20 protein-coding genes are annotated in these 26480 nt (G+C 73.1%); 16 read left to right on the top strand and 4 right to left on the bottom strand.

The annotated features are described in order from the left end of the window. The first annotated feature begins 84 nt into the window (after positions 1-84). Entirely contained in the window at positions 85-2472 is a 2388-nt protein-coding gene (locus SCWH03_RS10980; RefSeq protein WP_173263985.1) for a cell division protein PerM, read from the top strand. Between the two features lie 209 nt (positions 2473-2681). Here the strand turns inward: SCWH03_RS10980 and SCWH03_RS10975 are convergent, their stop codons facing one another. Next, positions 2682-3518 (bottom strand): hypothetical protein, encoded by an 837-nt coding sequence (locus tag SCWH03_RS10975; RefSeq protein ID WP_173263984.1) that lies wholly within the window; start codon positions 3516-3518, stop codon positions 2682-2684. 227 nt (positions 3519-3745) lie between these two features. On the opposite strand from SCWH03_RS10975, the gene purN reads away from it, so the two are divergent. Beyond that, on the top strand, positions 3746-4363 hold the full coding sequence (gene purN, locus SCWH03_RS10970; RefSeq protein ID WP_173263983.1) for a phosphoribosylglycinamide formyltransferase: 618 nt from the start codon (positions 3746-3748) through the stop codon (positions 4361-4363). After that, positions 4350-5930 carry a bifunctional phosphoribosylaminoimidazolecarboxamide formyltransferase/IMP cyclohydrolase gene (purH, locus tag SCWH03_RS10965; RefSeq protein ID WP_173263982.1) on the top strand — a complete coding sequence of 527 codons (1581 nt, stop codon included), beginning with the start codon at positions 4350-4352 and terminating at the stop codon, positions 5928-5930. Before purN ends, purH begins: the two co-directional genes overlap by 14 nt. Positions 5931-6243: 313 nt before the next feature. Here the strand turns inward: purH and SCWH03_RS10960 are convergent, their stop codons facing one another. Then, positions 6244-6816, bottom strand: coding sequence for a hypothetical protein (locus SCWH03_RS10960; RefSeq protein ID WP_173263981.1), 573 nt, complete (start codon positions 6814-6816; stop codon positions 6244-6246). A 426-nt stretch (positions 6817-7242) separates the two neighbouring features. Here SCWH03_RS10960 and SCWH03_RS10955 point away from each other — a divergent pair, with 426 nt between their 5' ends. From SCWH03_RS10955 to SCWH03_RS10915, 9 genes are all read left to right on the top strand, one after another. Then, positions 7243-8100: a bifunctional methylenetetrahydrofolate dehydrogenase/methenyltetrahydrofolate cyclohydrolase gene (locus tag SCWH03_RS10955; protein ID WP_173263980.1), complete on the top strand. Its 858-nt coding sequence runs from the start codon at positions 7243-7245 to the stop codon at positions 8098-8100. Between the two features lie 5 nt (positions 8101-8105). Next, positions 8106-9032 (top strand): DUF3017 domain-containing protein, encoded by a 927-nt coding sequence (locus SCWH03_RS10950; protein ID WP_173263979.1) that lies wholly within the window; start codon positions 8106-8108, stop codon positions 9030-9032. Positions 9033-9803: 771 nt separating this feature from the next. Next, complete coding sequence (locus tag SCWH03_RS10945; RefSeq protein WP_173263978.1) at positions 9804-10838, top strand: XRE family transcriptional regulator; 1035 nt, start codon at positions 9804-9806, stop codon at positions 10836-10838. A 360-nt stretch (positions 10839-11198) separates the two neighbouring features. After that, positions 11199-12188, top strand: a complete 990-nt coding sequence (locus SCWH03_RS10940; RefSeq protein ID WP_173263977.1) for a malate dehydrogenase — start codon at positions 11199-11201, stop codon at positions 12186-12188. A gap of 603 nt (positions 12189-12791) precedes the next feature. Next, entirely contained in the window at positions 12792-14273 is a 1482-nt protein-coding gene (locus tag SCWH03_RS10935) for an aldehyde dehydrogenase family protein (protein ID WP_173263976.1), read from the top strand. Between the two features lie 27 nt (positions 14274-14300). Beyond that, on the top strand, positions 14301-15860 hold the full coding sequence (locus SCWH03_RS10930; protein ID WP_173263975.1) for a GMC family oxidoreductase: 1560 nt from the start codon (positions 14301-14303) through the stop codon (positions 15858-15860). Further along, a complete protein-coding gene (locus SCWH03_RS10925; protein ID WP_254076683.1) occupies positions 15857-17083 on the top strand; it encodes a quaternary amine ABC transporter ATP-binding protein in 1227 nt (408 codons plus the stop codon). The genes SCWH03_RS10930 and SCWH03_RS10925 overlap by 4 nt, the downstream gene beginning before the upstream one ends. A 67-nt stretch (positions 17084-17150) precedes the next feature. Beyond that, on the top strand, positions 17151-19145 hold the full coding sequence (locus tag SCWH03_RS10920; RefSeq protein ID WP_173263974.1) for an ABC transporter permease: 1995 nt from the start codon (positions 17151-17153) through the stop codon (positions 19143-19145). Between the two features lie 166 nt (positions 19146-19311). Then, positions 19312-20274 carry an ABC transporter substrate-binding protein gene (locus SCWH03_RS10915; protein ID WP_173263973.1) on the top strand — a complete coding sequence of 321 codons (963 nt, stop codon included), beginning with the start codon at positions 19312-19314 and terminating at the stop codon, positions 20272-20274. A gap of 547 nt (positions 20275-20821) precedes the next feature. Here SCWH03_RS10915 and SCWH03_RS10910 read toward each other — a convergent pair. Next, the gene (locus tag SCWH03_RS10910) at positions 20822-21322 is read right to left on the bottom strand and encodes a carboxymuconolactone decarboxylase family protein (RefSeq protein ID WP_173263972.1); all 501 of its coding nucleotides are present in this window, start codon (positions 21320-21322) and stop codon (positions 20822-20824) included. A 47-nt stretch (positions 21323-21369) separates the two neighbouring features. Between SCWH03_RS10910 and SCWH03_RS29605 the strand changes: the two genes are divergently transcribed. The 4 genes from SCWH03_RS29605 (at position 21370) to SCWH03_RS10895 (ending at position 24753) form a co-directional block, all read left to right on the top strand. Continuing rightward, entirely contained in the window at positions 21370-21492 is a 123-nt protein-coding gene (locus SCWH03_RS29605; RefSeq protein ID WP_272491053.1) for a hypothetical protein, read from the top strand. Positions 21493-21669: 177 nt separating this feature from the next. Next, the gene (locus SCWH03_RS10905; protein ID WP_173263971.1) at positions 21670-22776 is read left to right on the top strand and encodes a helix-turn-helix domain-containing protein; all 1107 of its coding nucleotides are present in this window, start codon (positions 21670-21672) and stop codon (positions 22774-22776) included. 456 nt (positions 22777-23232) lie between these two features. After that, positions 23233-23532 carry a hypothetical protein gene (locus SCWH03_RS10900; RefSeq protein WP_173263970.1) on the top strand — a complete coding sequence of 100 codons (300 nt, stop codon included), beginning with the start codon at positions 23233-23235 and terminating at the stop codon, positions 23530-23532. A gap of 12 nt (positions 23533-23544) precedes the next feature. Next, entirely contained in the window at positions 23545-24753 is a 1209-nt protein-coding gene (locus SCWH03_RS10895; RefSeq protein ID WP_173263969.1) for a glutathionylspermidine synthase family protein, read from the top strand. Positions 24754-25142: 389 nt separating this feature from the next. Here the strand turns inward: SCWH03_RS10895 and rocD are convergent, their stop codons facing one another. Then, positions 25143-26351, bottom strand: a complete 1209-nt coding sequence (rocD, locus tag SCWH03_RS10890) for an ornithine--oxo-acid transaminase (protein ID WP_173263968.1) — start codon at positions 26349-26351, stop codon at positions 25143-25145. Positions 26352-26480: the final 129 nt, after the last annotated feature.

The following is a 26480-nucleotide window of genomic DNA, read 5'->3' as shown; positions in this document are numbered from 1 at the left end:
AAAGTACATAAGCGTATTTTTAGCGACACAGCGAGCAATCTGCTGTTCCCCGGATACAGCGCGTGTCGTTGGCAGCATGGCCGGGTGACCCAGACGACCGATCGCGGCCCCGTCTCCGTGGCCGTGCAGGGTGGCCGTCCCGCGGCCGCGTTGGTGACGGGCCTGATCCGCGGGGCGATCGCCGCGGGTCTGGGGCTCGGTGCGCTCGCCGCGCTCATGACGGTGATGTGGATCAGCTCCCCCTACCCGGACAGCGGCCCGGAGGGAGCCCTCCACGCGGCCGCCGCCATCTGGCTCCTCGCCCACGGGACGGAGCTGATCAGAGCCGAGACCCTGTCCGAGGTGCCCGCGCCCGTGGGGGTGGTGCCACTGCTGCTCGCGGCGGTGCCGGCCTTTCTGGTGTACCGGGCGGCGCGCGATTGCGTGGAGACGGCGGAAGGCTGGCGGCAGCCCTCGGCGGGCACCGCGCTCACCGGCGTGAGCTGCGGGTATCTGCTCGTGGCTGTCGGTGCGGTGCTCTACTCCAGGGGCGGTGAACTCGCCGCGGAACCCCTCAGCGCGCTGCTGCACGTACCCCCGCTGGTGGTGCTCATGGCCCTGGCTGGGGTGTGGACGGCGCGCGGGCGCCCCTTCGGGCCGCTGCCCGTCTGGATCCCCGGCGCCGTGCGGATCGCGGTGGCCCGCTCCCGGGTGATCGTGGCGTTCCGAGCCGGGGGGCTCGCGGTCGCGGTGCTGCTCGGCGGCGGAGCGCTGATCGCCGCCGTCTCGCTGGTGGGGCACGCCGACACGGCTCAGGAGGCGTTCGCGCGGCTTGCGCACGACTGGCAGGGCAGGTGCGCACTGCTGCTGCTTCTGCTGGCCCTGGTGCCGAACGCGGCGGTCTGGGCGGCCTCGTACGGACTGGGCCCGGGGTTCGTGCTCGGTGCCGGCGCGACGGCGACCCCGCTGGGGATCGCGGGGACTCCCGTGCTGCCCCCCTTCCCGCTGCTCGCCGCGGTACCGCTCGACCGTGCGGGAGCGCCGCTGGGCCTGGCCGCGGTGGTGCTGCCGGTCGCGGCGGGGCTGACGCTCGGCTGGTGCACCGCCCCGCGGGCGGGGTCCCCGGAGCGGTGTGCACGGATTGTGGGGGCCCGTGACGCGAGTGCCCCGGAGACCGGGGCGGCAGCGACCGCCGGGATGACGACGGGGATGCCTTCGGGGCAGGCTTCGGGGACGGCTGCCGGGAGGACTGCCGGTGCGGCGCCGGTGCGGCGCCGTGCCACCGTGCTCACCGCACTGCTGGCGGCGGTCGTGTGCGGTGTGCTCATGTCCGCTCTGGCCGCTGCGTCCGGCGGGGCGCTCGGCACCGGAGCCCTGGCCGCCTTCGGTCCCGTCTGGTGGCTCACGGGGCCGGCGGCGATCCTCTGGACGGGCGCGCTGGGGGTACCGGTGGCCCTGGCCCTCCATGCCTGGCGCCTCCGCGACGCCGACCGCCCGCTGAGGGTCCCCCGCTGGGAGGCCATCAAGCAGGCGTCGGGCGGTCTGATGGCGGCGATCCCGTTTCCGCCGCCTGGGCTGCCGCCCTCTGCGGTGCCGTCCCCCGGGGGGCCCGGCCCGGTCGTGTCCTCCCCGGTCGTGCCCGCCTCGTCGGCGGACCCGGCCCGTGCGGACCGCGTCGGTCCGTCCACTTCCGAGGCATCTGGGGGAGCAGGTTCCCCGTCCGGAGCGGAGCCGGGTCTGCCGGGGGCGGGCCTCCTCCCCGGAACCGACGCCCTGCGCGATATCTCCGGTTCGGCCGGTTCGGATGGTTCGGCCCGTTCGGCCGCTGCGACGGGACGCGTCCCCATCGGCTCCAGCGCCTCGGTGCTGCCCGCCCACCCGACCGGTGCGCTCCGCCCGACCGCCCCTGCGTCGTCCGCGGGCATGACCGCGGACGACGCAGGGGCGGGAACAGGCGCAGGCACGGGCACGGGCCCCGTTCCCCGGCTCGGGATGCCCGACGGAGGCTCCGGAACCACCGGAGGTGCCTGCGGTGAGGGTCCGCCCGTCCCCACGATGCCCGGCCGGGTTCCGGCGGCGCCGGGCCTGCTGCCCGCCGGGCCGGGAGCAGAGGCGGCGCCCTACCCCGGCCGCCCGGGAATCACGCCGGAGGTCCCGGACGAAACCGCGCGCGGTGTACCCGGACCGGTATCCCCATCGGATCCCGTACCGGACCCGGATCCCGCACCAGACCCCGCACGGGACCCGGTGCGGGATCGCGGGGCGGACCCCGGTGCGGGCGGGTTGGCCGGAGCGGCACCTGTCCCCGATGGGGTCCCGGTCGCCGTCTGGTCGCCTGCGTCAGGCCCGGTCGGCCCGGTCGGCCCGGTCGGTGGGAGCGGGCTCGGCAGCTGGCCGGGCGCCTCCGGCGGGCGGAGGGGGCCCGGCCGTCTCGCACCTCCCGCGCAGTCACCTCCCGAGGGCGCGTCCGCGGAGGGCGGCGCCGCCCCGTGACAGGGGCGGCGCCGGCCGGGCGGCCGCGACGTCCGCGGACGCCGTGCGGGCGTCCGTCCCGCGCGCCGGTGCGGCTGCCGGTCGTGCGGGCACTGCTGCCGTCCCTGCGGGGGTGGTGGCCGCCCGCGCCGACGGTGCCGTTCCGTTGCGCGTGATCACGCTCGCGCCGACGAGGCTGCCGTCTTCACCGGGGTGATCGCCGCCGGCGGCTATTCCTTGACGCCGATGACCCCGCGCAGCGGCTCGGGCAGCAGGTTGTTGCAGGACACCTGGCCGGCGTTGGTCAGAGAGTCGGACACGCAGGTGTAGAAGTCGCGGTACACCAGCTGCACGGTGAACGTCATCGCCACGATGGTGAGGGCGATCACGGCCATCACCAGTCCGCTGACCGCGGCGGTCACCTGCGGCCGTCCGGCCGGCTGCCCCGGGGCCCCCGGTGCCGGAGCGGCCTTGGGCGCCGAGGTCCCCTGTTCCGGGCGGCGGGACTTGCCGCGCAGGGAGCTACCGCCCCAGTAGATCGCCAGGGCCCCGAGGAGCAGGGCGATCTCGGGGAAGTCGAACAGGGCGAAGAAGAACGCCCACATGCCGCCGAGCAGTGCGTAACGGGCGCGGCGCTGGAGCGGGTCCGTAGGGTCCCAGCGCAGGCCGGTGCCCTGGCCGGGGCCCTTGTCGGGGCCTTTCTGCCCGCTGCCGCCGCTGCCGCCGCTGCCCCCCTCGTTGCCTCCCCGGCCGCCGAAGCCGCCCGGGGAGCGACCGGGCTGGCGGCTGCTCCATCGGCCGCCCCGGGAGGTGGGCCCCCGCCCCTCCTCGCGCTCGCCGCCGTCACCCGCACCGCGCCCGTCCCGGCCCGGCGAGGAGTCGTCCCCCGCCCCGTGCCGCGGCTGCCACGGCTGGTCCGGCGAGCCCTCCGGCGGCGGTGCGAACGGGTTGCTCTCGTCCTTGGGCGATTTCGTGGGCCCCGCGGACTGGCGTTCCCGCGGCAGCAGAAAGCCCCGCTCGGCGGAGAGCGGGGGGCGGAGTGCCGTGCGGCGGCGACGGTCCGGCATGGTGGTGAACGTCTTCCCCTCTGGTACCTCGGTACGCGGGTACTCCGTCTGGGGACGGGCCCTGCCCCCAGACGCTACCTCCCGGCCAGGCCCCCGTCCCGCGGGGGCCGTGCGGTGTGCCGGTATCGTTGCCGACGGTCGACGGCTTCGTAGAGTTCCCCCATCGCCGGACTCGTTTTATTCGTACGACCATACAAACAGGAACCGCAATGCGAAAAGAGTCCCCCGTGGCTGCCGCCCGCCTCGTCGTCCTGGTCTCCGGATCCGGCACCAACCTCCAGGCGCTGCTCGACGCCATCGGCGGCGATCCCGAAGGGTTCGGTGCCCGGATCGTCGCCGTGGGTGCGGACCGGGACGGTATCGCCGGTCTCGAGCGGGCCAGGGCCGCCGGGATCCCCACCTTCGTGTGCAGGGTCAAGGACCACCCGACCCGCGAGGAGTGGGACAGCGCGCTGACCGGGGCCACGGCGGAGTACGAGCCCGACCTCGTCGTCTCGGCCGGCTTTATGAAGATCGTCGGCAAGGACTTCCTCGCCCGCTTCGGCGGCCGGTTCGTGAACACCCACCCCGCCCTGCTGCCCAGCTTTCCCGGTGCCCACGGTGTGCGCGACGCGCTCGCCTACGGGGTGAAGGTCACCGGCTGCACCGTCCACTTCGTCGACGACGGCGTCGACACGGGCCCGATCATCGCCCAGGGCGTGGTCGAGGTGCGCGGTGAGGACGGCGAATCCGCTCTGCATGAGCGCATCAAGGAAGTCGAGCGCAGGTTGCTCGTCGAGGTCGTGGGGCGTCTGGCCCGCAACGGCTACCGCATTGAGGGACGAAAGGTTCATGTCGGTGAATAAGCCCATCCGTCGCGCGTTGATCAGTGTCTACGACAAGACGGGGCTGGAGGAGCTCGCCCGCGGACTCCACGAGGCGGGCGTCGCACTCGTCTCCACTGGTTCCACCGCGGGGAGGATCGCCGCGGCCGGCGTCCCGGTGACCGGGGTCGAGGAGCTGACCGGCTTCCCCGAGTGCCTGGACGGCCGGGTCAAGACGCTGCACCCGCGGGTGCACGCCGGGATCCTCGCCGACCTCCGCCTCGACGCGCACCGCCAGCAGCTCGCCGAGCTGGGCGTGGAGCCGTTCGACCTGGTGGTCGTGAACCTGTACCCGTTCCGGGAGACCGCGGCCTCGGGGGCGAGCCCCGACGAGTGCGTCGAGCAGATCGACATCGGCGGCCCGTCGATGGTCCGCGCCGCCGCCAAGAACCACCCCTCGGTGGCCGTGGTCACCAGCCCTGCGCGCTACGCCGACGTGCTCACCGCCGTCACCTCGGGCGGCTTCGACCTCGCCGCGCGCAAGCGCCTGGCCGCGGAGGCGTTCCAGCACACGGCAGCGTACGACGTGGCCGTCGCGTCCTGGTTCGCCTCCTCGTACGCCCCGGACGACGCGGCATCCGGCAGCGGCCCGGTCACGGGCGCGTTCCCCGACTTCCTGGGAGCGGTCCACCACCGCTCGAAGGTCCTGCGCTACGGCGAGAACCCGCACCAGGACGCCGCTCTCTACGTGACCGAGCGGGGGGGCGGACTCGCCCAGGCCGAACAGCTGCACGGCAAGGAGATGTCGTTCAACAACTACACGGACACGGAGGCCGCCCGGCGTGCCGCGTACGACCACGGCGAACCGTGCGTGGCCGTCGTCAAGCACGCCAACCCGTGCGGTATCGCGGTGGGCGCCGATGTCGCCGAGGCGCACCGCAAGGCCCACGCCTGCGATCCGCTGTCGGCGTTCGGCGGGGTGATCGCGGTCAACCGCCCGGTGTCGGTGGCGATGGCGGAGCAGGTCGCCGAGATCTTCACCGAGGTCATCGTGGCCCCGGACTACGAGGACGGTGCCGTCGAGGTGCTGGCCCGCAAGAAGAACATCCGGGTGCTGCGCTGCCCCGACGCCCCGGCACAGCGGTGGGAGGTCAAGCCGATCGACGGAGGAGCGCTGCTCCAGGCCGCCGACCGCCTCCAGGCCGACGGCGACGACCCGGCCCACTGGACCCTCGCCGCCGGTGAGCCGCTCCCGGCGGACGAACTCGGCGAACTCGCCTTCGCCTGGCGGGCCTGCCGGGCCGTCAAGTCCAACGCGATCCTCCTCGCCAAGGGCGGTGCGAGTGTGGGTGTCGGCATGGGCCAGGTCAACCGGGTCGACTCCGCGAGGCTCGCCGTCGAGCGTGCGGGCGAAGACCGGGCGGCCGGGGCCTACGCGGCGTCCGACGCGTTCTTCCCGTTCCCCGACGGTCTGGAGATCCTGACCGCCGCCGGTGTCAAGGCCGTGGTCCAGCCCGGTGGTTCGGTCCGCGACGAGCAGGTCGTGGAGGCGGCGCGCACGGCCGGTGTGACGATGTACTTCACGGGCACGCGCCACTTCTTCCACTGACCGCCGACTGAGCCCCCGCCGGGCTGCCACGGAGCCGCCACCGGGCTTTCGCCGAGCTGCCACTGCGGCTCGCCGCGGGAGCGCACTGCCCCGCGGGCTGCCGTGGGCACGTCATGTCCGGGGCTGCCATGGGCACGCAGTGCCTTCGTCTGCCACCGCGTCGGCCGCAAAGCCTGCCGCAGGCATGACAGGCCGAAGGCCGCAACCCCGCCGCCGAGCGGGTGTTGCGGCCTTCGTACGTGCGGCCCGGCGTCCTGACCGGTCCTGGCCGGTCCTGCCGGCTTTCCGGTGCGGCCCTGCCGGGCGGAGGAGGTCAGTAGCGCGGGCGGTTGAACCATGCGGAGGCGCTGCTGTTGACCATCGAGGCGAGGATGACGCCCCCGATGGCCAGGCCGATCACGCCGCCGACCGCGGAACTCGCCTCGCCGTCGGCGAAGTTGACGAGGCTGCCCAGAATGGACAGCGACGCGTACACGATCGTCGCCACCCGCACGGCGTTGCCGCCCTTGCTGAACCGGAGGCCCAGGACGATCGCCCAGACGGCGAAGGCCAGCAGGAAGAGGACGATGATGAACCCGAGACCGGCGAGCAGATCGCCCTCCGCGTCCGCTGCGCCCCGCATGTCCTGGGCCACGGCGATCCCTATGGCGAACAGGATGCCCATGAGCATCTGCAGGCCGCCGACGACGAAGAGCAGCACCCGGGCGGCCTTCATCAGACCGGGCATGGAGATCGGCCCGCCGGCGTAGCCGGGCCCGTAGGGCTGCACGGGCGGGGCCTGGGGGTAGCCGTAACCGGGCTGGGGCGGCTGCTGGCCCTGGGGGTAGCCGTAGCCCGGCTGCCCCTGCTGCTGGCCGTAGGGGTTGTTCGGTTCGCCGAAGCTCATGGCGGGTTTCCTCCGTCGGGGTTCTGCGGGGACGACGCGGGCCTGACCGGAGGAACGTCACAGCCAACCAAGCAGCCTGCCCCCCCGACGCTGCCGCGACACTGCGCGCTTCATCGTGGTATCGCCGTCGGCTTCTTGTCCAGTCGATATGCGCAGGCGTTGTGCGAGTGCAACCTGGTGAACCGCTGGGCGAGCCGTGCGGTGGCGTGCTCGGGAGGCCCCCGGGACGGCCGTTGCGCACGCCGGACGGAACGGCGCCCGTGCCGTGGACGCCGGCCCGCACCGTGCCGTCGCGCCCCGGGTCACGGCGCGGCCGAGGCCGGGCCACCGCACCGACGCGGGCCGCGACCGCAGGCGGTCGGCACCCGGCCGCGTCGAGCGAACCTGATTGGAACCGGGGCGGGGTCATCCGCGAGGATGGGGGGCATGACCGCCCAGATTCTCGATGGCAGGGCCACCGCGGCCGAGATCAAGTCCGAACTGGCCGCCCGCGTGGCGGCGCTCAAGGCCGGGGGGATCAGGCCCGGCCTCGGGACCGTCCTGGTCGGCGACGACGTCGGCAGCCGGAAGTACGTGGCCGGCAAGCACCGGGACTGCGCGGAGGTGGGCATCGGCTCGCTCCAGCGCGAGCTGCCGGAGACCGCCACGCAGGAGGAGATCGAGGCGGTCGTACGCGAACTGAACGAGAACCCGGAGTGCACCGGCTACATCGTGCAGCTGCCGCTGCCGAAGGGCATCGACGAGAACCGGGTGCTGGAGCTGATCGACCCGGCGAAGGACGCGGACGGCCTGCACCCGGTGAACCTGGGCCGCCTCGTGCTGAACGAGCCCGCGCCGCTGCCGTGCACACCGAACGGGGTGATCCGGTTGCTTCGCCGGTACGAGGTGGAGCTGAACGGCGCCCATGTGGTCGTGGTGGGACGGGGCACCACCATCGGGCGCTCCCTGCCGCTGATGCTGACGCGCCGTTCGGAGAACTCCACGGTCACCCAGTGCCACACCGGCACGCGTGACCTATCCTCTCATCTGCGCCAGGCCGACATCATCGTGGCCGCGGCCGGTTCCGGGCATCTGGTCCGGCCCGAGGACGTCAGGCCGGGCGCCGCCGTGCTGGACGTCGGTGTCAGCCGCGACGGCAACGGCAAGATCGTCGGCGATGTCCACCCGGATGTCGCGCAGGTCGCCGGCTGGCTCTCGCCGAACCCGGGCGGTGTCGGCCCGATGACCCGCGCCATGCTCCTCGTCAACGTCGTCGAGGCGGCCGAGCAGGCCGCCGCGGCCTGAGACCCATGGACACCCCCTCTTCCGACAAGCGGCCCGACGCCGCGGCCGACCGCCGGGCGGCCCGGGCGGACGGCTCGCCCCACGACCCGGTGGACGCGCCGGCGGGTGACCCGGACACGGTCGGCAGCGCCCGGCCGGCGAGTGGCGCCGGTGCCCCGGTCGGCCTGGTGGACGACCGCCCGGCCGGCCGTACGGCCGGCCGGCCGATACGGGCCGGCAGCGCCCGGTCCGGGGTGCCGGGCGAAGCCGCGGCCCGCAACGGCGGGGCCCGCAACGGCGGGGCCCGCAACGGCGAGGCCCGCAACGGCGAGGCCCGTAACGGCGGGGGGACCGTTCCGGGTGACGGGGGCGGACCCGGCCGCTCCGCGCGCGCCGGGGACCGTGCCGGAGCGGGTGCCCCGGCGGACGGCGGGGATCGGACGGCCACGGCCGGCGGCGCGGCGGACGCGGGCGCCGCCGGCGCGCCGGAGCCGCCCAACGGTTCCCCGCAGGGGCCCGAGGACGACCCGGCAGGGGCGCACGAGTGGGCCGCCGGCAGGTCGCGGCGCCCGCCCACCGTCACCCGGGACACCGCGCGCCCCGAGGGCGGCGGGCGCGCGGCGCCCGGTGACGCGCCGGCTCCCGCACGCCAGTGGCCGCTGCTGACGGTGCTCGGGCTCGCGGCGCTCGGTCTGCTGGTCGTCGGTGCGGACCCGTTCGACCAGGCGTTCAGGGTCGGCACGATACTCGTCGGCGCGGCCTTGCTCACCGGGGCGGCACTGCGCAGGACGCTGCCGTCCGTCGGCATGCTGGCGGTGCGTTCCTGCTTCACCGACATGATCACCTACGGTGTGCTCGGCACCGTCATCGTGCTGCTCGCCCTGATGGTCCAACCGCGGCCGTGGTGGGAGATCCCGTTCCTCGAGGAAGCGGTGCGTTTCACCGTGCGCTAGGGGCTGGCCGCACCCGGGCCCCTCGGTGGTGGAGGGTTCCCACGTCTTCCCGTGCCTGCGGGGACGTCCCCTGCCGTGACGGCATCCCGGCATCCGGGCATTCGGGTATCAGGGCGCCCGGGGGCACCGCGACCCACGCATGAGGGGAGGGCTCCGTGCGCCGTCCGCCCGCGCGGGGCCTCTGCGCACGGCGCCTGCTCCGGCCCCTGACCGGTTCTTCCGCACCGCCCGTTCCCGCGGGTCGCCCGTCCCTGCGGGTCGCCCGTTCCTGCGGGGCGTCCGTCCCCGCGTGCCGGGCCGCTTTTCCCGGCCGGGCCGTTCGCCCCCGCCGGGCCGTTCCTCCGCGTGGGCCGCCTGGGGGCCGGGAGTGCCGGGTGCCGCGCGTCTGGGATGCCGGTGGCCCGTTGTGCGCGCGGGTGACGGCGGCCGTCCCCTCCCCCGAGGAGGACGGACACCGCTGCCTGGTTCAGGGTCATGCACGTGCCAAACAGTCACAAGAGAATTTCGGGGGCTGTGCCACGGAAGTGACGGTTCCGCCATGGTGTGATCGCCGGGCGGCGGATGCGAGACTGAGGGCCGGCTTTCGGAACGGCGGCGCACACCGGGGTACGGCATCGTCCCGAACGCTCCCGTGCGCCCCGTTGCCAGGAACTGTCATCCTGGCTTCGCGCATCCCTCCGGGTAGTCCGCAGGACGCCGGCCCGTGGGCATGGCGGCGGCACCGCGGCGCGGGGCACATCAGGCACGTATTCGGGGGACAAGGGGGAGGCAATGCCTCGTTGGAAGACGCTACCGGAAGAACTCGATCCGCAGGTCAGGGAGTTCGCGAGCCAGCTGCGCAGGCTCGTCGACCGCAGCGGGCTGAGCATCGCCGCGCTCTCGGACCGCACCGGCTACAGCAAGACGTCGTGGGAGCGCTTTCTCAACGGACGGCTGCTCGCGCCCAAGGGCGCGATCGTCGCCCTCGCCGAGGTCACCGGGACCAACCCGATCCACCTCACCACCATGTGGGAACTGGCCGAGCGTGCGTGGAGCCGCGCGGAGATGCGCCACGACATGACGATGGAGGCCATACGGATATCCCAGGCGCGGGCTGCTCTGGGCGAGCCCGGACCGAGCGGGCCTGGTGCGCCGTCCGGTCGCGGTGCCGCCGGGCTGACCACCGCCGCACCCGGCGGTGGGGGCCACCGCGACCGGCTTCGGGTGCCTGCCCAGCCGAGCAGCGGGTCGGGACGGGCCGGGCACCGGTCGGGTTCCCCGCGTACCGATGCCCCCGCGTCGTCCGGCGGCCCTGGCCGGGGCCGGGGCCGGCGCGGGCCGACGGTGTTCCTGGCGGGGCTCGTCGGTGCGCTGCTGGTGATCGCGGCCGCGGTGCTGCTGACCGATCTCGGCGGGACCGGTGACGAACCGGGGGCCGATGTGGCCAAGTCCCCCTCCGCGTCGCCCACGACCAGCGCGCCGGTGCTACCCGTGGGGGTGAAGTGCTTCGGCGCCGACTGCACGGGGCAGGACCCGGAGAGCATGGGGTGCGGTGGGCAGTTCGCCACGACCGCCTCCCGGGCGACCGTCGGCACCGCCGTCGTCGAGGTGCGATACAGCAGTACCTGCGGGGCCGCATGGGCGCGGATCACCCAGGCGGCACCGGGCGACAAGGTGCGGATCAGCGCCGGGGACGAGAACGGGGACGGGCTCGTCAACGCGGACAAGGACGCCTACACCCCGATGGTCGCGGTGGCCGCCGAGTCCGAGGCGAAGGCGTGCGCCACGCTGGCGGCGGGGGACGAAGGGTGCACGAGGGAGCAGTAACGTGCTCCAGTGAGCCGCACCACAGGGATCGGAGGGTTCCGGGGGGCCCGGGTCGGATAGCCTGACCGCTGGATATCTCTTCACGTCGAGAGATCGATCACCCCGATCGCCGCGGTCACCCCGATCGCCGCGGTCACCGCGGTCACCGCGGTCACCGCGGTCACCGCGTTCTGTGCCGGCCAACGGCTGCCACAGGTGCCGACGCCGACCCGTGCCGGCCGGTGAGCACCGGTGCCGGCCGATGGGCGTGGGCGCCGATCGCGCGCATCGCGCCGATCGCGATGGTGCCGATCACTACGGTGGAGATGTCCAGCACCAGGGGCAGGGACCCCCACCGCCAGCTGTCTTACGGAGATCGCCATGACCCGCACTCCCGTGAATGTCACCGTCACCGGCGCCGCCGGCCAGATCGGTTACGCGCTGCTCTTCCGCATCGCCTCGGGCCAACTGCTCGGCGCTGACGTGCCGGTCAGGCTGCGCCTCCTCGAGATCCCGCAGGGACTGAAGGCCGCCGAGGGCACCGCGATGGAGCTCGACGACTGCGCCTTCCCGCTGCTCCGGGGCATCGACATCACCGACGACCCGGACACCGGCTTCGACGGCGCCAACGTGGCACTGCTGGTCGGCGCCCGCCCGCGCACCAAGGGCATGGAACGCGGTGATCTGCTGGAGGCCAACGGCGGTATCTTCAAGCCGCAGGGCAAGGCCATCAACGACCACGCGGCGGACGACATCAAGGTCCTCGTCGTGGGCAACCCCGCCAACACCAACGCGCTCATCGCGCAGGCCGCCGCCCCGGACGTACCGGGTGAGCGCTTCACCGCGATGACCCGCCTCGACCACAACCGGGCGCTGTCGCAGCTGGCCGCCAGGACCGGCGTCCCGGTCTCCGAGATCAGGCGCCTCACCATCTGGGGCAACCACTCCGCGACCCAGTACCCGGACGTCTTCCATGCGGAGATCGCGGGCAAGAACGCCGCGGAGGTCGTCGACGACCGGACCTGGCTCGCCGACACCTTCATCCCGACCGTCGCCAAGCGCGGTGCCGCGATCATCGAGGCCCGGGGCGCCTCCTCGGCCGCGTCCGCCGCGAACGCGGCCATCGACCACGTGCACACCTGGGTCAACGGCACCGCCGAGGGCGACTGGACCTCCATGGGCATCCCGTCGGACGGCTCCTACGGCGTCGCGGAGGGCCTGATCTCCTCCTTCCCGGTCACCTGCAAGGACGGCGTGTACAAGATCGTCCAGGGCCTGGACATCAACGAGTTCTCCCGCACCCGCATCGACGCGTCGGTGAAGGAGCTGGAGGAGGAGCGCGAGGCGGTCCGCGCTCTCGGCCTCATCTGACGTCCGGCACCCGGTAGGCGCCTGTGGGGCGCCGCGCGCACGCGCGGCGCCCCACAGGCGCTTCCGTACGCTCGCTCGGCGGCCGGGCGGGACGGGCACGGCCGGGCAGGGGGACCGCAGTGCGCGGACGTCCCCCTCCGGTCGGCGGGCTCGGCACCGGATGCCGGCACATGACAGTCCCCGGTGATCCGGACGGTTTCCTGCGCGCCGGTCGTCGCCGGTCGCGCTGGTCCTCGCCCGTCTCGCCGGGGGCCTAGCCAGAGCCGAGGGGGTCACGCCCTTCGGCAAGACGTCTCTTCCGATGGGGTGCGGCTCTCTGCGGTTTTCTGGTGTAAAAACCAGTTTCCTCCCGATAGGGCAGAAGTCAAGGGCGGCCGGCGGTGGCCCGCGGTCCGCCGTGCGCGGTCCCGGCCCGGCGCCCCTTCGGACGGGATGTGCTCACACTCCGTGACGGGGTGCCCCGCGATCCCCGCTCTCCCCGCGGAGTGACACGCGTTACTTCCGGCCACCCGTCGCGCATGCTTTCCGATCCCCGGGGCAGGCGACCCGCTCGCCAGTCCTTACTGGTGAGAGACATAACGGGAACGGAAGGCCAAACGCGACGTGTCGGCACAACTGACCATCCACGTGGCCGGGGAGTGGCGCAAAGCCGCCTCCGGCGCCACGCGCGAGATCCTCGACCCCGCTCACGCCGCGCCCTTCGCCGTCGTGGCGGAAGGCGGGGCCGAGGACACCGACGCCGCGGTCGCCGCGGCCCGCGAGGCGTTCGACGGCGGTGACTGGCCCCGCACGCCGGTGGCCGAGCGGGCGGCGCTGCTGCGCCGCGTCGCCGGGCTGCTGGAGCGGGACCGGGAGGAGCTCGGGCGCCTGGAGAGCCGCGACGCCGGCAAGACCGTGGAGGAGGGCCGTGTCGACGTCGACTGCGTCGCCGACGCCTTCCGCTACTTCGCCGACCTCGTCGTCAACGAGACCGGCCGCGTCGTGGACGCCGGCTCGCCGGACATCCACAGCGTGGTGGTGCACGAGCCGGTGGGCGTGTGCGGCCTGATCACCCCGTGGAACTACCCGCTGCTGCAGGCGAGCTGGAAGATCGCCCCGGCCCTGGCGGCCGGGAACACCTTCGTCGTCAAGCCGAGCGAGATCACCCCGCTCAGCACCGTCGCGCTGATCCGCCTCCTGTCGGAGGCCGGGCTCCCGGACGGCGTCGCCAACCTCGTCACCGGCCCCGGAGACCCGGTCGGGGCCCGCCTGGCGGACCACCCCGACGTCGACCTGGTCTCCTTCACCGGCGGGCTCGCCAGCGGCACCAAGGTCATGCGGGCCGCCGCCGACAGCGTCAAGAAGGTCGCCCTGGAACTCGGCGGCAAGAACCCCAACGTGGTGTTCGCCGACGCCTGCACCGACGACGGGAGCTTCGACACCGCCGTCGACCAGGCCCTGAACGCCGCGTTCATCCACAGCGGCCAGGTCTGCTCCGCCGGCTCCCGCCTCATCGTCGAGGAGTCCCTGGCGGAGCGCTTCGTCGCCGAACTCGCCCGCCGGGCCGAGCTGATCCGGCTCGGCCCCGGCACGGACGACGGCGTCGAGTGCGGACCGCTGGTCTCCGCGCAGCAGCTGGCGAAGACCGAGGAGTACGTGGCCTCGGCGCTCGCCGAGGGCGCGGTGCTGCGCGCCGGCGGCAAGCGGCCCGACGGGCCGGGCTACTTCTACCGGCCGACCGTCCTCGACCGGTGCGACCGCACCATGCGCGTGGTGCGCGAGGAGGTCTTCGGGCCGGTCCTCACCGTCGAGACCTTCCGCACCGAGGACGAGGCCGTCGCCCTCGCCAACGACACCGAGTACGGGCTCGCGGGCGGCGTCTGGAGCGGCGAGCCCGGGCGGGCCCGGCGGGTCGCGGCACGGCTGCGCCACGGCACCGTCTGGATCAACGACTTCCACCCGTACCTGCCTCAGGCGGAGTGGGGCGGCTTCGGCAAGTCCGGCATCGGCCGGGAGCTCGGCCCCGCCGGGCTCGCCGAGTACCGCGAGACCAAGCACATCTACCAGAACCTCGCCCCGCGCCCCGTGCGCTGGTTCGCGGGCTGACCACGGGGAGCAGGAGCAACCACCACCATGACCGAGCATGAGCACGAGCACGAGCACGAGTACGACTACGACTACGTCATCGTCGGCGGCGGCACCGCGGGATCGGTGATCGCCTCCCGGCTGACGGAGGACCCGGATGTCACCGTGGCCGTCATCGAGGGCGGCCCGAGCGACGTGGACCGCGAGGACGTCCTCACCCTGCGCCGCTGGATGGGCCTCCTCGGCGGGGAACTCGACTACGACTACCCCACCACCGAGCAGCCGCGCGGCAACTCCCACATCCGGCACAGCCGCGCCCGGGTACTGGGCGGCTGCTCCTCGCACAACACCCTGATCGCCTTCAAGCCGCTGCCGTCCGACTGGGACGAATGGGCCGAGGCGGGCGCCGACGGCTGGGACGCCGCCGCGATGGACCCGTACTTCGGCAAGCTGCTGAACAACGTTGTCCCGGTCGACGAGGCGGACCGCAACGCCATCGCCCGGGACTTCGTGGACGCCGCCCAGGCGGCCCTCGGCGTGCCGCGGGTCGAGGGCTTCAACAGGAAGCCCTTCCACGAGGGCGCCGGCTTCTTCGACCTCGCCTACCACCCCGAGGACAACAAGCGCTCCTCGGCGTCGGTGGCCTACCTCCACCCCGTGATGGACGCACGGGCCAACCTCACCCTGCTGCTGGAGACCTGGGCGTACCGGCTGGAACTGGACGGGACCCGGGCCCGCGGGGTGCACGTGCGCACCAAGGACGGGGCGGAGCGGCTGCTCAGGGCGCGCCGCGAGGTGGTCGTCTGCGCCGGGGCCGTGGACACCCCGCGGCTGCTGATGCACTCCGGCATCGGACCCAGGGGCGATCTGGAGGCCCTCGGTATCCCCGTGGTCCACGATCTCCCGGGCGTCGGCGAGAACCTGCTCGACCACCCCGAGTCGGTGATCGTCTGGGAGACCCACGGGCCGATCCCGGAGAACTCGGCGATGGACTCGGACGCCGGTCTGTTCGTGCGCCGCGACGACACCGAGCGCGGCCCCGACCTGATGTTCCACTTCTACCAGGTCCCGTTCACGGACAATCCGGAGCGGCTCGGCTACGAACGGCCCGCGCACGGCGTGTCGATGACGCCCAACATCCCCAAGCCGCGCAGCCGCGGCCGCCTCTACCTGACCAGCGCCGACCCCGAGGTCAAGCCCGCACTGGACTTCCGCTACTTCACCGACGAGGACGACTACGACGGCCGGACCCTCGTCGACGGCATCCGGATCGCCCGGGAGATCGCGCGGTCGGAACCGCTCGCCGGATGGCTGAAGCGGGAGGTCTGCCCGGGGCCGGAGGTCACGAGCGACGAGGAGCTGAGCGAGTACGCGCGCAAGGTCGCCCACACCGTGTACCACCCGGCCGGAACCTGCCGTATGGGTTCCCCGGCCGACGAACTGGCCGTGGTCGAACCCGACCTGAGGATCAGGGGACTCGAGGGGATCCGGATCGCCGACGCCTCCGTCTTCCCGACCATGACGGCCGTCAACCCGATGATCGGGGTGCTGATGGTCGGCGAGAAGTGCGCGGACCTGCTCAGGCCGACAGGAGACGAGGCGCGATGAACGGCGATACCAGACAGACGACCGGCGCCGGTACGGCCGGCGCCGGTACGGCCGGGGCCGCCACCGAGGCCGATGCCAAGGCGGGCACCGGGGCCGATGCCAAGGCGGGCACCGGGGCCGGCACCCGAGCCGGCACCGAGGCCGCCGCCCCGGTCGGCGACGACGGCACCGGGCATCCGGAGCCGCCCGTGTTCGCGGTGCGCGGCCTGTGGAAGGTGTTCGGCCCCAAGGCCGACCGCGTGCCCGCCTCGGCCGAACTCACCGCGCTGAGCCCCGCCGAGCTGCGCGAGCGCACCGGCTGCACGGCCGCCGTGCGGGACGTCGGCTTCGACGTCCGCAAGGGCGAGGTCTTCGTCGTCATGGGCCTCTCCGGTTCCGGCAAGTCCACCCTCGTGCGCACGCTGACCCGGCTGATCGAACCCACCTCCGGCTCCATCGCCATCGACGGCGAGGACGTCCTCTCGATGGACAAGGCCCGGCTGCGGGAGCTGCGCCGGCACCGCGCCGCCATGGTCTTCCAGCACTTCGGTCTGCTGCCGCACCGCACCGTCCTCGACAACGTCGCCTACGGCCTGGAGATCCAGGGCGTGGGCAGGGCCGAGCGGCGCGCCAGGGCCGCCGAGGTCGTCGCCAAGGTGGGCCTCGCCGGTCTGGAGGAGCGCCGCCCCGGCCAGCTCTCCGGCGGTCAGCAGCAGCGCGTCGGCCTCGCCCGGGCCCTCGCCGTCGACCCCGAGGTGCTGCTCTTCGACGAGCCGTTCAGCGCGCTCGACCCCCTGATCCGCCGCGATATGCAGGAGGAGGTGATCCGGCTGCACCGCGAGGAGGGCCGCACGATGGTCTTCATCACCCACGACCTGAACGAGGCGCTGCGCCTCGGCGACCGGATCGCCCTGATGCGGGACGGGCGCATCGTCCAGCTCGGCACCCCCGAGGAGATCGTCGGCTCGCCCGCTGACGACTACGTCCGGGACTTCGTCCGCGATGTGCCGCGCGAGCAGGTCATGACCGTCCGCACGGCGATGCGCCCGGCGAACGGCGCGACCGAGGCCGAGCAGGGCCCCGCGGTCGCCCCCGGCGCGACGGTCTCCGAGGCGATCGAGGCGGTGGCCCGCTCCGGAGGCCCGGTCCGCGTCGTCGAGGGCGGACGCTGCCTGGGCGTCGTGGACGACGCGGCGCTGCTCGCGGTCGTGGCGGGCGTCCCCGCCCAGGAGGTGGCGGCATGAGACGGACCCTCACCGCGGGGGCCCGCCCCGCGCGCGAACCTGCCGCCGGCACCGGCAGGTGGGGCCGATGAGCGCGACCGCCACCACCGTCCCCAAGCCCAAGCCCAAGCCCAAGCCCAAGCCCAAGACCGCGGCCGGCGAGGCCCGGATGCGGCACTCCGGCGGCGGCCCGCGCGAGGCCCTGCGCCGCCGCCGCGGGCTGCTCGCGGGCGGCGGGGCACTCGCCGCCCTCCTCGTGCTCGGTGCCGTACTGCTCGGCGGCGGCACCTGGCCCGCCGGGCTGACCGCCGACATATCGGCGCCGCTCGACGCGGCCAACGACTGGGTCGTCGACAACCGCGACTCCCACCCCCTGTTCCTGTACTTCCTGCTCCACCTCTCCAACACCGCCACGGACGCCGTCGACTCCGTCTACCAGGTACTCGACGCCCTCGGCTGGCTCGGTGTCGTGGCCGCCGCCGTGCTCGTCGCCTGGCGCGCCGCCGGCCTGGGACGGCGCGGGCTGCGCGTCGCGCTGACCGCACTCGGCGCGTTCGCCGTCTGCGGGCTGCTCGGGATGTGGGACGCCACGCTGCTCACCATCGCGCTGATGGTGGTGTCCGTGGCGGCCGCGGCCCTGCTCGGCACGCTGATCGGTCTCGCCGCCGGCCTCTCCGACCGGGTGGACCGGGCGCTGCGCCCGGTGCTCGACACCATGCAGGTGATGCCGGCCTTCGCCTATCTGCTGCCGTTCGTGCTGGTCTTCGGCACCGGTACCCCGGCCGCGCTGTTCTGCACCGTCATCTACGCCGCCCCGCCGATGGCCCGGCTCACCGCGCTCGGGCTGCGCGGCGCGGACCCGGCGGCGCTGGAGGCCGCGGTGTCGCTCGGCGCGAACGGCCGGCAGCGCCTGTGGACCGCGCGGCTCCCGCTCGCCCGCAGGCAGATGCTCCTCGGACTCAACCAGACGATCATGATGGCGCTGTCCATGGTGGTCATCGCCGCGCTCGTCGGCGCCGGCGGCCTCGGCGAGGAGGTGTACTCCGCGCTGGCCACCACGGACGTCGGCAAGGCGTTCGCCGCCGGCCTGCCGATCGTGCTCATCGCGGTCTGGCTGGACCGTACGACGGCGGCCGCCGGCGACGCCATCGGCACGTCCGCCCCCGCCCGGAGCTGGCTGCACGGCGGCCGCGCCTGGGCGCTGGTGGCGGCCGCGGTCGCCGCCGCCGCGGCCGTGCGCACCACCGGCTGGCCCGACGCCTGGACGTACGACATCTCCGCACCGGTCAACCGGGCACAGGAGTGGATCACCACCAACCTGACCTTCACCGAGGACTGGGCGCGCGAGTTCACCCTGTGGCTCCTCAACCCGCTGCGGGACGCGCTGCTCTGGCTGCCCTGGTGGTCCGTGCTGCTGCTGGTCGCCGCCGCGGCCCGGCTCGTCGGCAACTGGCTCTCCGCGGTCACCGCGACCGCGGCGATGGCCGCGATCGGTGTACTCGGCGTGTGGACCAAGTCCCTGAACACGCTCTCCCAGGTGCTCGCCGCGCTGGTGGTCACCCTGGTCCTCGGCTTCCTCGCGGGTGTGCTGTGCGCACGCGCCGGACGCCTCGAACGATGGGTGCGGCCGCTGCTGGACGCCATGCAGACGATGCCCCAGTTCGTGTACCTCATCCCGGTCGTCGCGCTCTTCGGCGCCACCCGGACCTCGGCGATCGTCGCGGCCGTCGTCTACGCGCTGCCCGCCGTGGTCCGCATCACCACCCAGGGCCTGCGCGACGTCGACCCGGCGGCCGTGGAGGCGTCCCGCTCGCTCGGCGCCTCCTCGCGCCAGCAGCTCTTCGGCGTCCAACTGCCGCTGGCCCGCCCGGCACTGCAACTCGCCGTCAACCAGGGCGTGGTGCTGGTGCTCGCCGTGGTGGTGGTCGGCGGGCTCGTCGGCGGTGGCGCGCTCGGCTACGACGTGATCAAGGGCCTGTCCCGGGGCGAGATGGGCCTCGGCATGACCGCCGGAATCGCGATCGTCTGCCTCGGGCTCGTCCTGGACCGCGTCACCCAGCGGACCTCCCGCGCGCCCCGCTGACGCCGGCCGTACCGTCCAGCCGTTCCCGATCCGTTCCCGATCCGTTCCCGCCCCCGACCCGTCTACCGCCCCGCCGTTCCCGATCCGTCCGTACGGCCCCGCCGTGTCCGGCCGGTTCCTACCGTCCCGCCTTCCCGATCCGCCCGCACCGCCCGACAGGAGCACCATGCGCACCTCCAGAACACTCCGTACCGCCGTCGCCGTTGCCGGGGCGCTCGGCGTCCTCTCCCTCAGCGCCTGCGGAGCCGCCGACACCGGCAAGAGCAGCGCGGCCGGCGGCGACAAGACCGTCAAGCTGACCGTGCCGTCCTGGGTCGGCGCCCAGGCGAACGTCGCCGTGGCCAAGCAGATCCTCGAGGAGGAGCTCGGCTACACGGTCAAGACCCAGCAGATGGGCGAGGTCCTCGCCTGGGACGCGCTGTCCAAGGGCGACATCGACGCGATCCTCGAGGACTGGGGCCACCCCAAGGAGGAGAAGCAGTACGTCGAGACCAAGAAGACCGTCGTCAAGGGCGGCGACCTCGGCGTCACCGGCCACATCGGCTGGTTCGTCCCGAAGTACTTCGCCGACGAGCACCCCGATGTGACGGACTGGAAGAACCTCAACAAGTACGCCGAGGAGTTCCGGACCGCGGAGAGCGGCGACAAGGGCGAACTGCTCGAAGGCTCGCCCGACTACGTCACCCACGACGACGCCATCATCAGCAACCTGAAGCTGGACCTGAAGACCAAGTACGCGGGCTCCGAGGCCGCGCAGATCACGGCCATCAAGAAGTACGCGAAGGCGGAGAAGCCCTTCCTGACGTACTGGTGGACCCCGCAGTGGCTGAACGCCGAGGTCGAAATGGTCGAGGTCGAGCTGCCGGAGCACGAGGAGGGCTGCGACGCCGACCCGGAGAAGGTCGCGTGCGCCTACCCGAACACACCGCTGCAGAAGTTCCTCAACGCCGACTTCGCCGAGGAGGGCGGCGAGGCCGCCGAGTTCCTGAAGAACTTCAACTGGACGACCGAGCAGCAGAACGAGGTCGCGCTGATGATCGCCGGCGAGAAGATGGCGCCGGAGGCAGCGGCGGAGAAGTGGGTGAAGGAGAACGAGGCGACCTGGAAGGCCTGGCTCCCTCAGAAGTGACGCGCGACGGCGGGGCAGTCACGCCCGGTGGGGGCGCCCGGTGCCCGGTGCCCGGTGCCCGGTGGCGGTTCCCGGCGCACGGCGCACGGCGGCCGGGCCCGCCGTCCGCGTCCGCCGTCCGCGCACGGCGGCCGGTCGGTCACCTGGCCCGGGTCCGGGTCCGGCTCGGGCCAGAGCCGTGTGCCGGCCGCGAGGGCTCGCTTCGCGCGGTGGCCGGGGGCGGGGCGCGGCGGACTCCTCCGCCGGTCGGGGCAGCGGTCCCGTCCCGCGGCGCGGCGCTGCCGTGACGCGGGCCCTGCGCTGCCGCGACGCGGACGGCCCCGGTCGGCGTTGATCCCCGGATGCGGTGCAGCGGCCGGGCCGGGCCGGGTGCCCGGCCGCCGTCCGTGCGGCCCGTCGCGTTCCACCCGCGCGCACCGCGCACCGCGCACCGCGTTCCAGCCGCGCGCACCGCACGCCGTGCGGCGCGACGGGCCTCCTGGGAGGGCGCCCCGCCCGCAGACGGCGCGTACCGCCGGGGCGCCCGGTACTCGAGCCGGCCCGGTCCTCAGCGCTTGAACTGGCCGGGCGTGTAGTGGCCCGGCACCATCCGTGTCGTCACGGCGAAGCGGTTCCAGGTGTTGATGACGGCGATCGCCGCGATGAGGTGCGCCAGCTCCGCCTCCGCGAAGTGCTTCGCGGCCTTCTCGTACACCTCGTCAGGGACAAAACCGTCCGTCAGGACCGTCACGGCTTCGGTCAGTTCGATCGCCGCGATCTCCCTGGCCGTGTAGAAGTGCCGCGACTCCTCCCAGGCGCTCAGCTGGATGATCCTGTCCACCGACTCGCCCGCCGCGAGGGCGTCCTTGGTGTGCATGTCGAGGCAGTAGGCGCAGTGGTTCAGCTGGGACGCCCGGATCTTCACCAGCTCCAGCAGCGTGGGGTCGATCCCCTTCTGGGCGGCCGCGTCCAGCCTGACCATGGCCTTGAACACCTCGGGAGCATGCTCGGCCCACCGCATGCGCGGGTTGTGCTCGTTGTTGTCGACGTCGTTCCTGGTCTCGGTCATGCCGTCCACCGTACGCGGTTCATGGTGCCTCGCCATGGTCCACTTCCATGACGAAAGAGCGGTCCGCTTTCCCGTCCGGTGCCGGCGCCGACTTCCGCGCCGAGTTGCGCGGAACCATGCACGCCGGGCACGTCTCGCCGGCGGGCGCGTACGTCACGTACTCCCACTGACGCGCGTCGGTGTCCGTCTCGGTCTGGGTCGCCATCATCCCGCCATCCCCTCGCGTATCGGTCCGCCGATCGTCCCGCCGAACAGCGCCCCCACGTAGGGGCATTCCTAGGGGCAAGTGCCGTTCGAGCACCCGTTCTTGCCCTGTCAAGGGGCAGCGGTGGGGGCAAGATGGACCCATGGCGATCGGAGAGCTGATCAAGGATCTGCGTACGGCTCGCGGGTGGAGCCAGGGGCGGCTGGCGTCAGCGATCAATGACGCCTTTGGAACGAACCTTGATCGGGAGTACGTCAGCCGCTGGGAGCGTTCCAAGGTGACGCCGGGGCCGTTCTACCTCCGGTGCCTGTCGGCCGTCCTGGACGTGCCCCTAGCCGTTCTGGAGGGTGAAGTGAAGCGCCGCACGTTCCTGACCGACGCAGCCGGGGCAGCGATAGCGCCCGTGGTCGCCTCCGACCTCCTCAGTGTGGGATTCGCCGCCCGGCTCCGAGGCGGCCCGTCCGTGGACACGTGGGAGGCCAAGCTCGCCACGTACGGCACGGAGTACGTGAGCCTTGGCGCGGCTGACATCCAGCGGCGCGTGAGCAGTGAACTCGTGCTAGTTCAACAACAGTTGGACAACCCCAGGCTTTGGTCGGTGGCCGCACGACTCATGACCCTGTACGCCAAGACGTTTCCCGGCTCGGACGGCTCCAAGGCGGTGCAGTGGTACCGCATAGCGGCACGGGCAGCGGACCAGTCCGGCGACGACGACGCACGGGTATGGGTCCGGGGCCGGGCTGCGATCGCGCTGGGCTACGAGGGGGCATCACTCGGCGTTGCCGATGTGCTGGCCGATCAGGCAATGGCGATCAGCGGCAAGCCATCGCTAGGGCTGCTGAACGCGATCTTCGGCAAGGCTCACGCGGCAGTGATCCGGGGCGACGCCGACACGGCGCGAAAGCTCATGGACGACGGGCGGCGCATCTTCGACAAGGCCGGATCGCATGAGCAGACCAGCGACTACGCCGTGCCATGGTGGCGCATGAACGTCTTCGCCTCACTCCTCGCCGCCCGCCTCGGAGACGAGAACGTAGCGGTAGCCGCGCAGGACGCGGCACGGCGAGAGCTGCCCGATGAACTGCCCCGGTTCGCCACCCACCTGGAGATGCACCGGGGCCTGATGCTCGCCCGGTCCGGCGACGTGTCCGGCGGGGCGGCGTACGCAAAGGCTGCCCTTGACGCACTGCCCCCGGAGAAGCACTCGCTGACCCTGCGGCTCCTCATGGCCGAGGTAGAGCAGTCCTGATGCCTGCCGTAGAGCGGGACGGCTTCCCGGAACCAGGGACCTTTGCTGCCACGCCATGCCGGACTGCTCGTGACCTGCGGGAACGGCCCGCTACCGCCGTCGGCGCGACCAGCTCGTCGAGACGCTGGCGGAGCGCGCCACTGAACCCCCGCGGACAGCGCGTGGCCGGGGGCACTGGACGCGCTGTGCCGGGTACTTCCCCGAGCCCCGGCCCCTGAGCCCCGGCCCCCCGGTCCCCGGTCCCCGACCGGCCCCGTGCCGGTCCCCGTCACGGAAGCCGTCGCCTTTGCAGGCGCCTCCGACCGGGGCGGACGCGAACTCAACCCGACCGCAGGGCGACCCCGGATCGGGACGGTTCGCGGACCGGGTTACGGGCGTCCGGTGGTGGCATCTAGTCTGTCCGGCGGCCGGTGCACCGGCTGGGAACGGTCCGAACGCCAAGGGGGAGGCCCGAGGATGGTACGTCGCAGGTTGAGGTCGAGCACCGTGGTGCTCGGCGGTATGGGGGTGCTCGCGGCGACGATCACCTCGTGCGGTTCGGAGCCCGACCGGCGGTGCGTCGATCCGATCACCCGTGAAGTGCTGCCGAGCTACGAGTGCGACAACGGCAAGGGCAGCGGAAGCGGCAGCGGTAGCGGTACCTACTACTACGGTGGCAGCAAGTCGGACGGCAGGGTCTCCGGCGGCAGCTTCGACAAGGCCGCAGTGGAACGGGGCGGTTTCGGCTGCTCCGGCTCCGGTTCCGGCGGCGGCTGAGCGGCCGGCGGCATGAAGCGGCACACCATCGAACCCCGCCCCGGCTGGCAGCGGATCGTCGAGGATCAGGGCCTCGTCTACCCCCTCACCCGCTATCCGGACGGCTCACTGCGGCCCTACTGGGACGAGAGCGCCTACTACGCGTTCTCCCTGCCGGAGGTCGAGGCGCTCGAGGAGGTCGTCGAGGAGCTGCACGCCATGTGTCTCGCCGCGGCGGCGCACATCGTGGAGCGCGACCGTTTCGCGGACCTCGGCATCACCGATCCCCGGCTCGCCCGCCTCGTCGCCCAGTCCTGGCACCGGCGCACCGAACTGCCCTCCGTGTATGGGCGTTTCGACCTGCGTTACGACGGCGCCGGACCGGCCAGGATGCTGGAGTACAACGCCGACACCCCCACGTCGCTGGTCGAGGCGGCCAGCCCCCAGTGGTTCTGGATGGAGGACCGCTTCCCTGGGGCCGACCAGTGGAACTCGCTGCACGAGCGCCTGGTCGACGCCTGGCGGCGGCAGGTCCCGCTCCTGCCGCCGGGCCCGGTGCACTTCGTGCACTCCGACGGCGACGAGGCCGGTGAGGACCTGATGACGGTCGCCTATCTCCGGGAGACCGCTCAGCAGGCGGGCCTGACCACCGAGGCCCTGTCCGTGGAGCAGATCGGCTGGGACCGGCTGTCGGGCCGTTTCGTGGACGAACGGCTCCGCTTCATCCGCAGCTGCTTCAAGCTGTATCCCTGGGAGTGGCTGACCACGGACCGCTTCGGCCCGCACGTCCTGGACACCCTGGACAACGGCGGCGGCACCGGGAGCACCTGCTGGATCGAACCCGCCTGGAAGATGCTGCTCTCCAACAAGGCGCTGCTCGCGGTGCTGTGGGAGCTCTATCCGGGTCACCCCAATCTGCTGCCCGCCTATCTCGACGGACCGCGTGAACTCGCCGACTCCACCGGCTGGGTCGCCAAACCGCTCCTCGGCCGCGAGGGCTCGGGCATCACGGTCCATCAGCCGGGTGCCTCCCCCGGGCCGCGTGACGAGCCGTGCTGCTACCAGCAGTTGGCGCCGCTGCCCGACCTGTCGGCGGACGGGGGCGACGGCCCCGGGGGAGGGAACCGGGTGGTGCTCGGCGCCTGGGTCGTCGAGAACGAGGCTGCCGGGCTCGGCATCCGCGAGTCCTCGGGGCTGGTCACGGACGAGTACGCCCGCTTCCTGCCGCATGTGATCCTCTGATCGCCGGGTGCTGATCGCCGGGTGCTGGCGGCCGGGTGCTGACAGCGGCTTGCCGACGGCCCCGTGGCGACGGCCCCGTGGCGACGGCCCCGTGGCGACGGTCGCGTTCGCCGGGGGCCGGGTGTGCCGACGGCCCTCTGCTGGAGGCCGCGGCTCCCGACGGTCACCTGCTCCGGCCGTCGCGATCCGCCCGGCGGTATGCGATCCGCCCGGCGGTGTGCGATCCGCCGGGCGGTGGCCGGGTCCCCGCAGGCGCCGGCCACCGGGCGGCCTGTCCTGAGGCGGATTCCGCGCGGCCGGTAGGGGATTCTTGGGGACGGCGGGAGGGGCTCCGGCGCGGATCGGCGGTGTCGGCGCCGCTCCCCCGGCCCCGGATCACCGCGGCCCGCTCACTCGCCCGCCAGCACCGCGCGCAACTGGTCGAGCCCCCAGTCCAGGTCCTCCTTGGCGATCACGAGCGGCGGCGCGATCCGGATCGTCGAGCCGTGGGTGTCCTTGACCAGGACACCGCGGCCCATGAGCTTCTCGGAGATCTCCCGGCCGGTGCCGTGCGAGGGCGCGATGTCGACACCGGCCCACAGTCCCCGGCCGCGCACCGCTTCCACCGCGCCGCCGCCCACCAGCAGTCCGAGTTCATGGTGCAGATGGTCACCCAGCTCACTCGCCCGCTGCTGGTACTCGCCGGTGCGCAGCATCGCGACGACCTCCAGTGCCACCGTGCAGGCCAGCGGGTTGCCGCCGAACGTCGAACCGTGCTCGCCCGGTTGGTAGACACCGAGAACCTCCCGGGAGGACACCACGGCGGACACCGGGACGACACCACCGCCGAGGGCCTTGCCGAGGACGTACATGTCGGGGACGACGCCCTCGTGCTCACAGGCGAAGGTGCGTCCCGTGCGGCCCAGGCCGGACTGGATCTCGTCGGCGACGAACAGCACGTTCCGTGCGCGGGTCAGCTCCCGCACGCCGGCGAGATAGCCGGCCGGCGGCACCAGCACTCCGGCCTCGCCCTGGATCGGCTCCAGCAGCACCGCCACCGTGTTTGCGCTGCACGCGGCGTCGAGGGCGGTGAGATCGCCGTACGGGACGATCTCGAAGCCCGGTGTGTACGGACCGAAGTCGGCGCGGGCCTCCGCATCCGTGGAGAAGCTCACGATCGTCGTCGTGCGGCCGTGGAAGTTGTTCGCCGCCACGACGATCTTCGCCTGGCCGGGCGGGACGCCCTTGACCTGGTAGCCCCACTTGCGGGCGGTCTTCACCGCGGTCTCCACCGCTTCCGCCCCGGTGTTCATGGGCAGCACCATCTCCATGCCGCACAGCTCGGCGAGCTGTGCGCAGAAGTCGGCGAACCGGTCGTGGTGGAACGCCCGTGAGGTCAGCGTCACCCGCTCCAGCTGGGCTTTCGCGGCGTCGATCAGGCGCGGGTTGCCATGGCCGAAGTTGAGCGCCGAGTACCCGGCGAGCATGTCGAGGAAGCGCCGCCCCTCGACGTCCGTCATCCACGCGCCGTCCGCCGTCGCCACGACGACGGGCAGCGGGTGGTAGTTGTGGGCGCTGTGCGCCTCCGCGGAGGCGATGGCTCTCTCCGTTGCAGACACGGGGTCTCCGTTCGTCCTGCGGCGTGGGTCCGGTGCGGGGCGGGGCCGCCCGGCCGGACCAGGGCCGGGGGGCGTGACCTCTTTCTATCGTCGCTCGCCCACGGGGCGGGGAAACATCCGGATTCCTGT

Origin of the sequence: Streptomyces pacificus (assembly GCF_011766325.1) — a bacterium.
GTDB lineage: Bacteria > Actinomycetota > Actinomycetes > Streptomycetales > Streptomycetaceae > Streptomyces > Streptomyces pacificus.
This window is presented reverse-complemented; position numbering and strand designations above follow the sequence as displayed.

Coding starts and splice junctions, on each gene's coding strand:
- SCWH03_RS10975 (WP_173263984.1), bottom strand. CDS start 3,518: ATGCCGGACCGTCGCCGCCGCACGGCACTCCGCCCCCCGCTCTCCGCC.
- purH (WP_173263982.1), top strand. CDS start 4,350: ATGTCGGTGAATAAGCCCATCCGTCGCGCGTTGATCAGTGTCTACGAC.
- SCWH03_RS10960 (WP_173263981.1), bottom strand. CDS start 6,816: ATGAGCTTCGGCGAACCGAACAACCCCTACGGCCAGCAGCAGGGGCAG.
- SCWH03_RS10955 (WP_173263980.1), top strand. CDS start 7,243: ATGACCGCCCAGATTCTCGATGGCAGGGCCACCGCGGCCGAGATCAAG.
- SCWH03_RS10950 (WP_173263979.1), top strand. CDS start 8,106: ATGGACACCCCCTCTTCCGACAAGCGGCCCGACGCCGCGGCCGACCGC.
- SCWH03_RS10945 (WP_173263978.1), top strand. CDS start 9,804: ATGCCTCGTTGGAAGACGCTACCGGAAGAACTCGATCCGCAGGTCAGG.
- SCWH03_RS10940 (WP_173263977.1), top strand. CDS start 11,199: ATGACCCGCACTCCCGTGAATGTCACCGTCACCGGCGCCGCCGGCCAG.
- SCWH03_RS10930 (WP_173263975.1), top strand. CDS start 14,301: ATGACCGAGCATGAGCACGAGCACGAGCACGAGTACGACTACGACTAC.
- SCWH03_RS10925 (WP_254076683.1), top strand. CDS start 15,857: ATGAACGGCGATACCAGACAGACGACCGGCGCCGGTACGGCCGGCGCC.
- SCWH03_RS10920 (WP_173263974.1), top strand. CDS start 17,151: ATGAGCGCGACCGCCACCACCGTCCCCAAGCCCAAGCCCAAGCCCAAG.
- SCWH03_RS10915 (WP_173263973.1), top strand. CDS start 19,312: ATGCGCACCTCCAGAACACTCCGTACCGCCGTCGCCGTTGCCGGGGCG.
- SCWH03_RS10910 (WP_173263972.1), bottom strand. CDS start 21,322: ATGACCGAGACCAGGAACGACGTCGACAACAACGAGCACAACCCGCGC.
- SCWH03_RS29605 (WP_272491053.1), top strand. CDS start 21,370: ATGACGAAAGAGCGGTCCGCTTTCCCGTCCGGTGCCGGCGCCGACTTC.
- SCWH03_RS10905 (WP_173263971.1), top strand. CDS start 21,670: ATGGCGATCGGAGAGCTGATCAAGGATCTGCGTACGGCTCGCGGGTGG.
- SCWH03_RS10900 (WP_173263970.1), top strand. CDS start 23,233: ATGGTACGTCGCAGGTTGAGGTCGAGCACCGTGGTGCTCGGCGGTATG.
- SCWH03_RS10895 (WP_173263969.1), top strand. CDS start 23,545: ATGAAGCGGCACACCATCGAACCCCGCCCCGGCTGGCAGCGGATCGTC.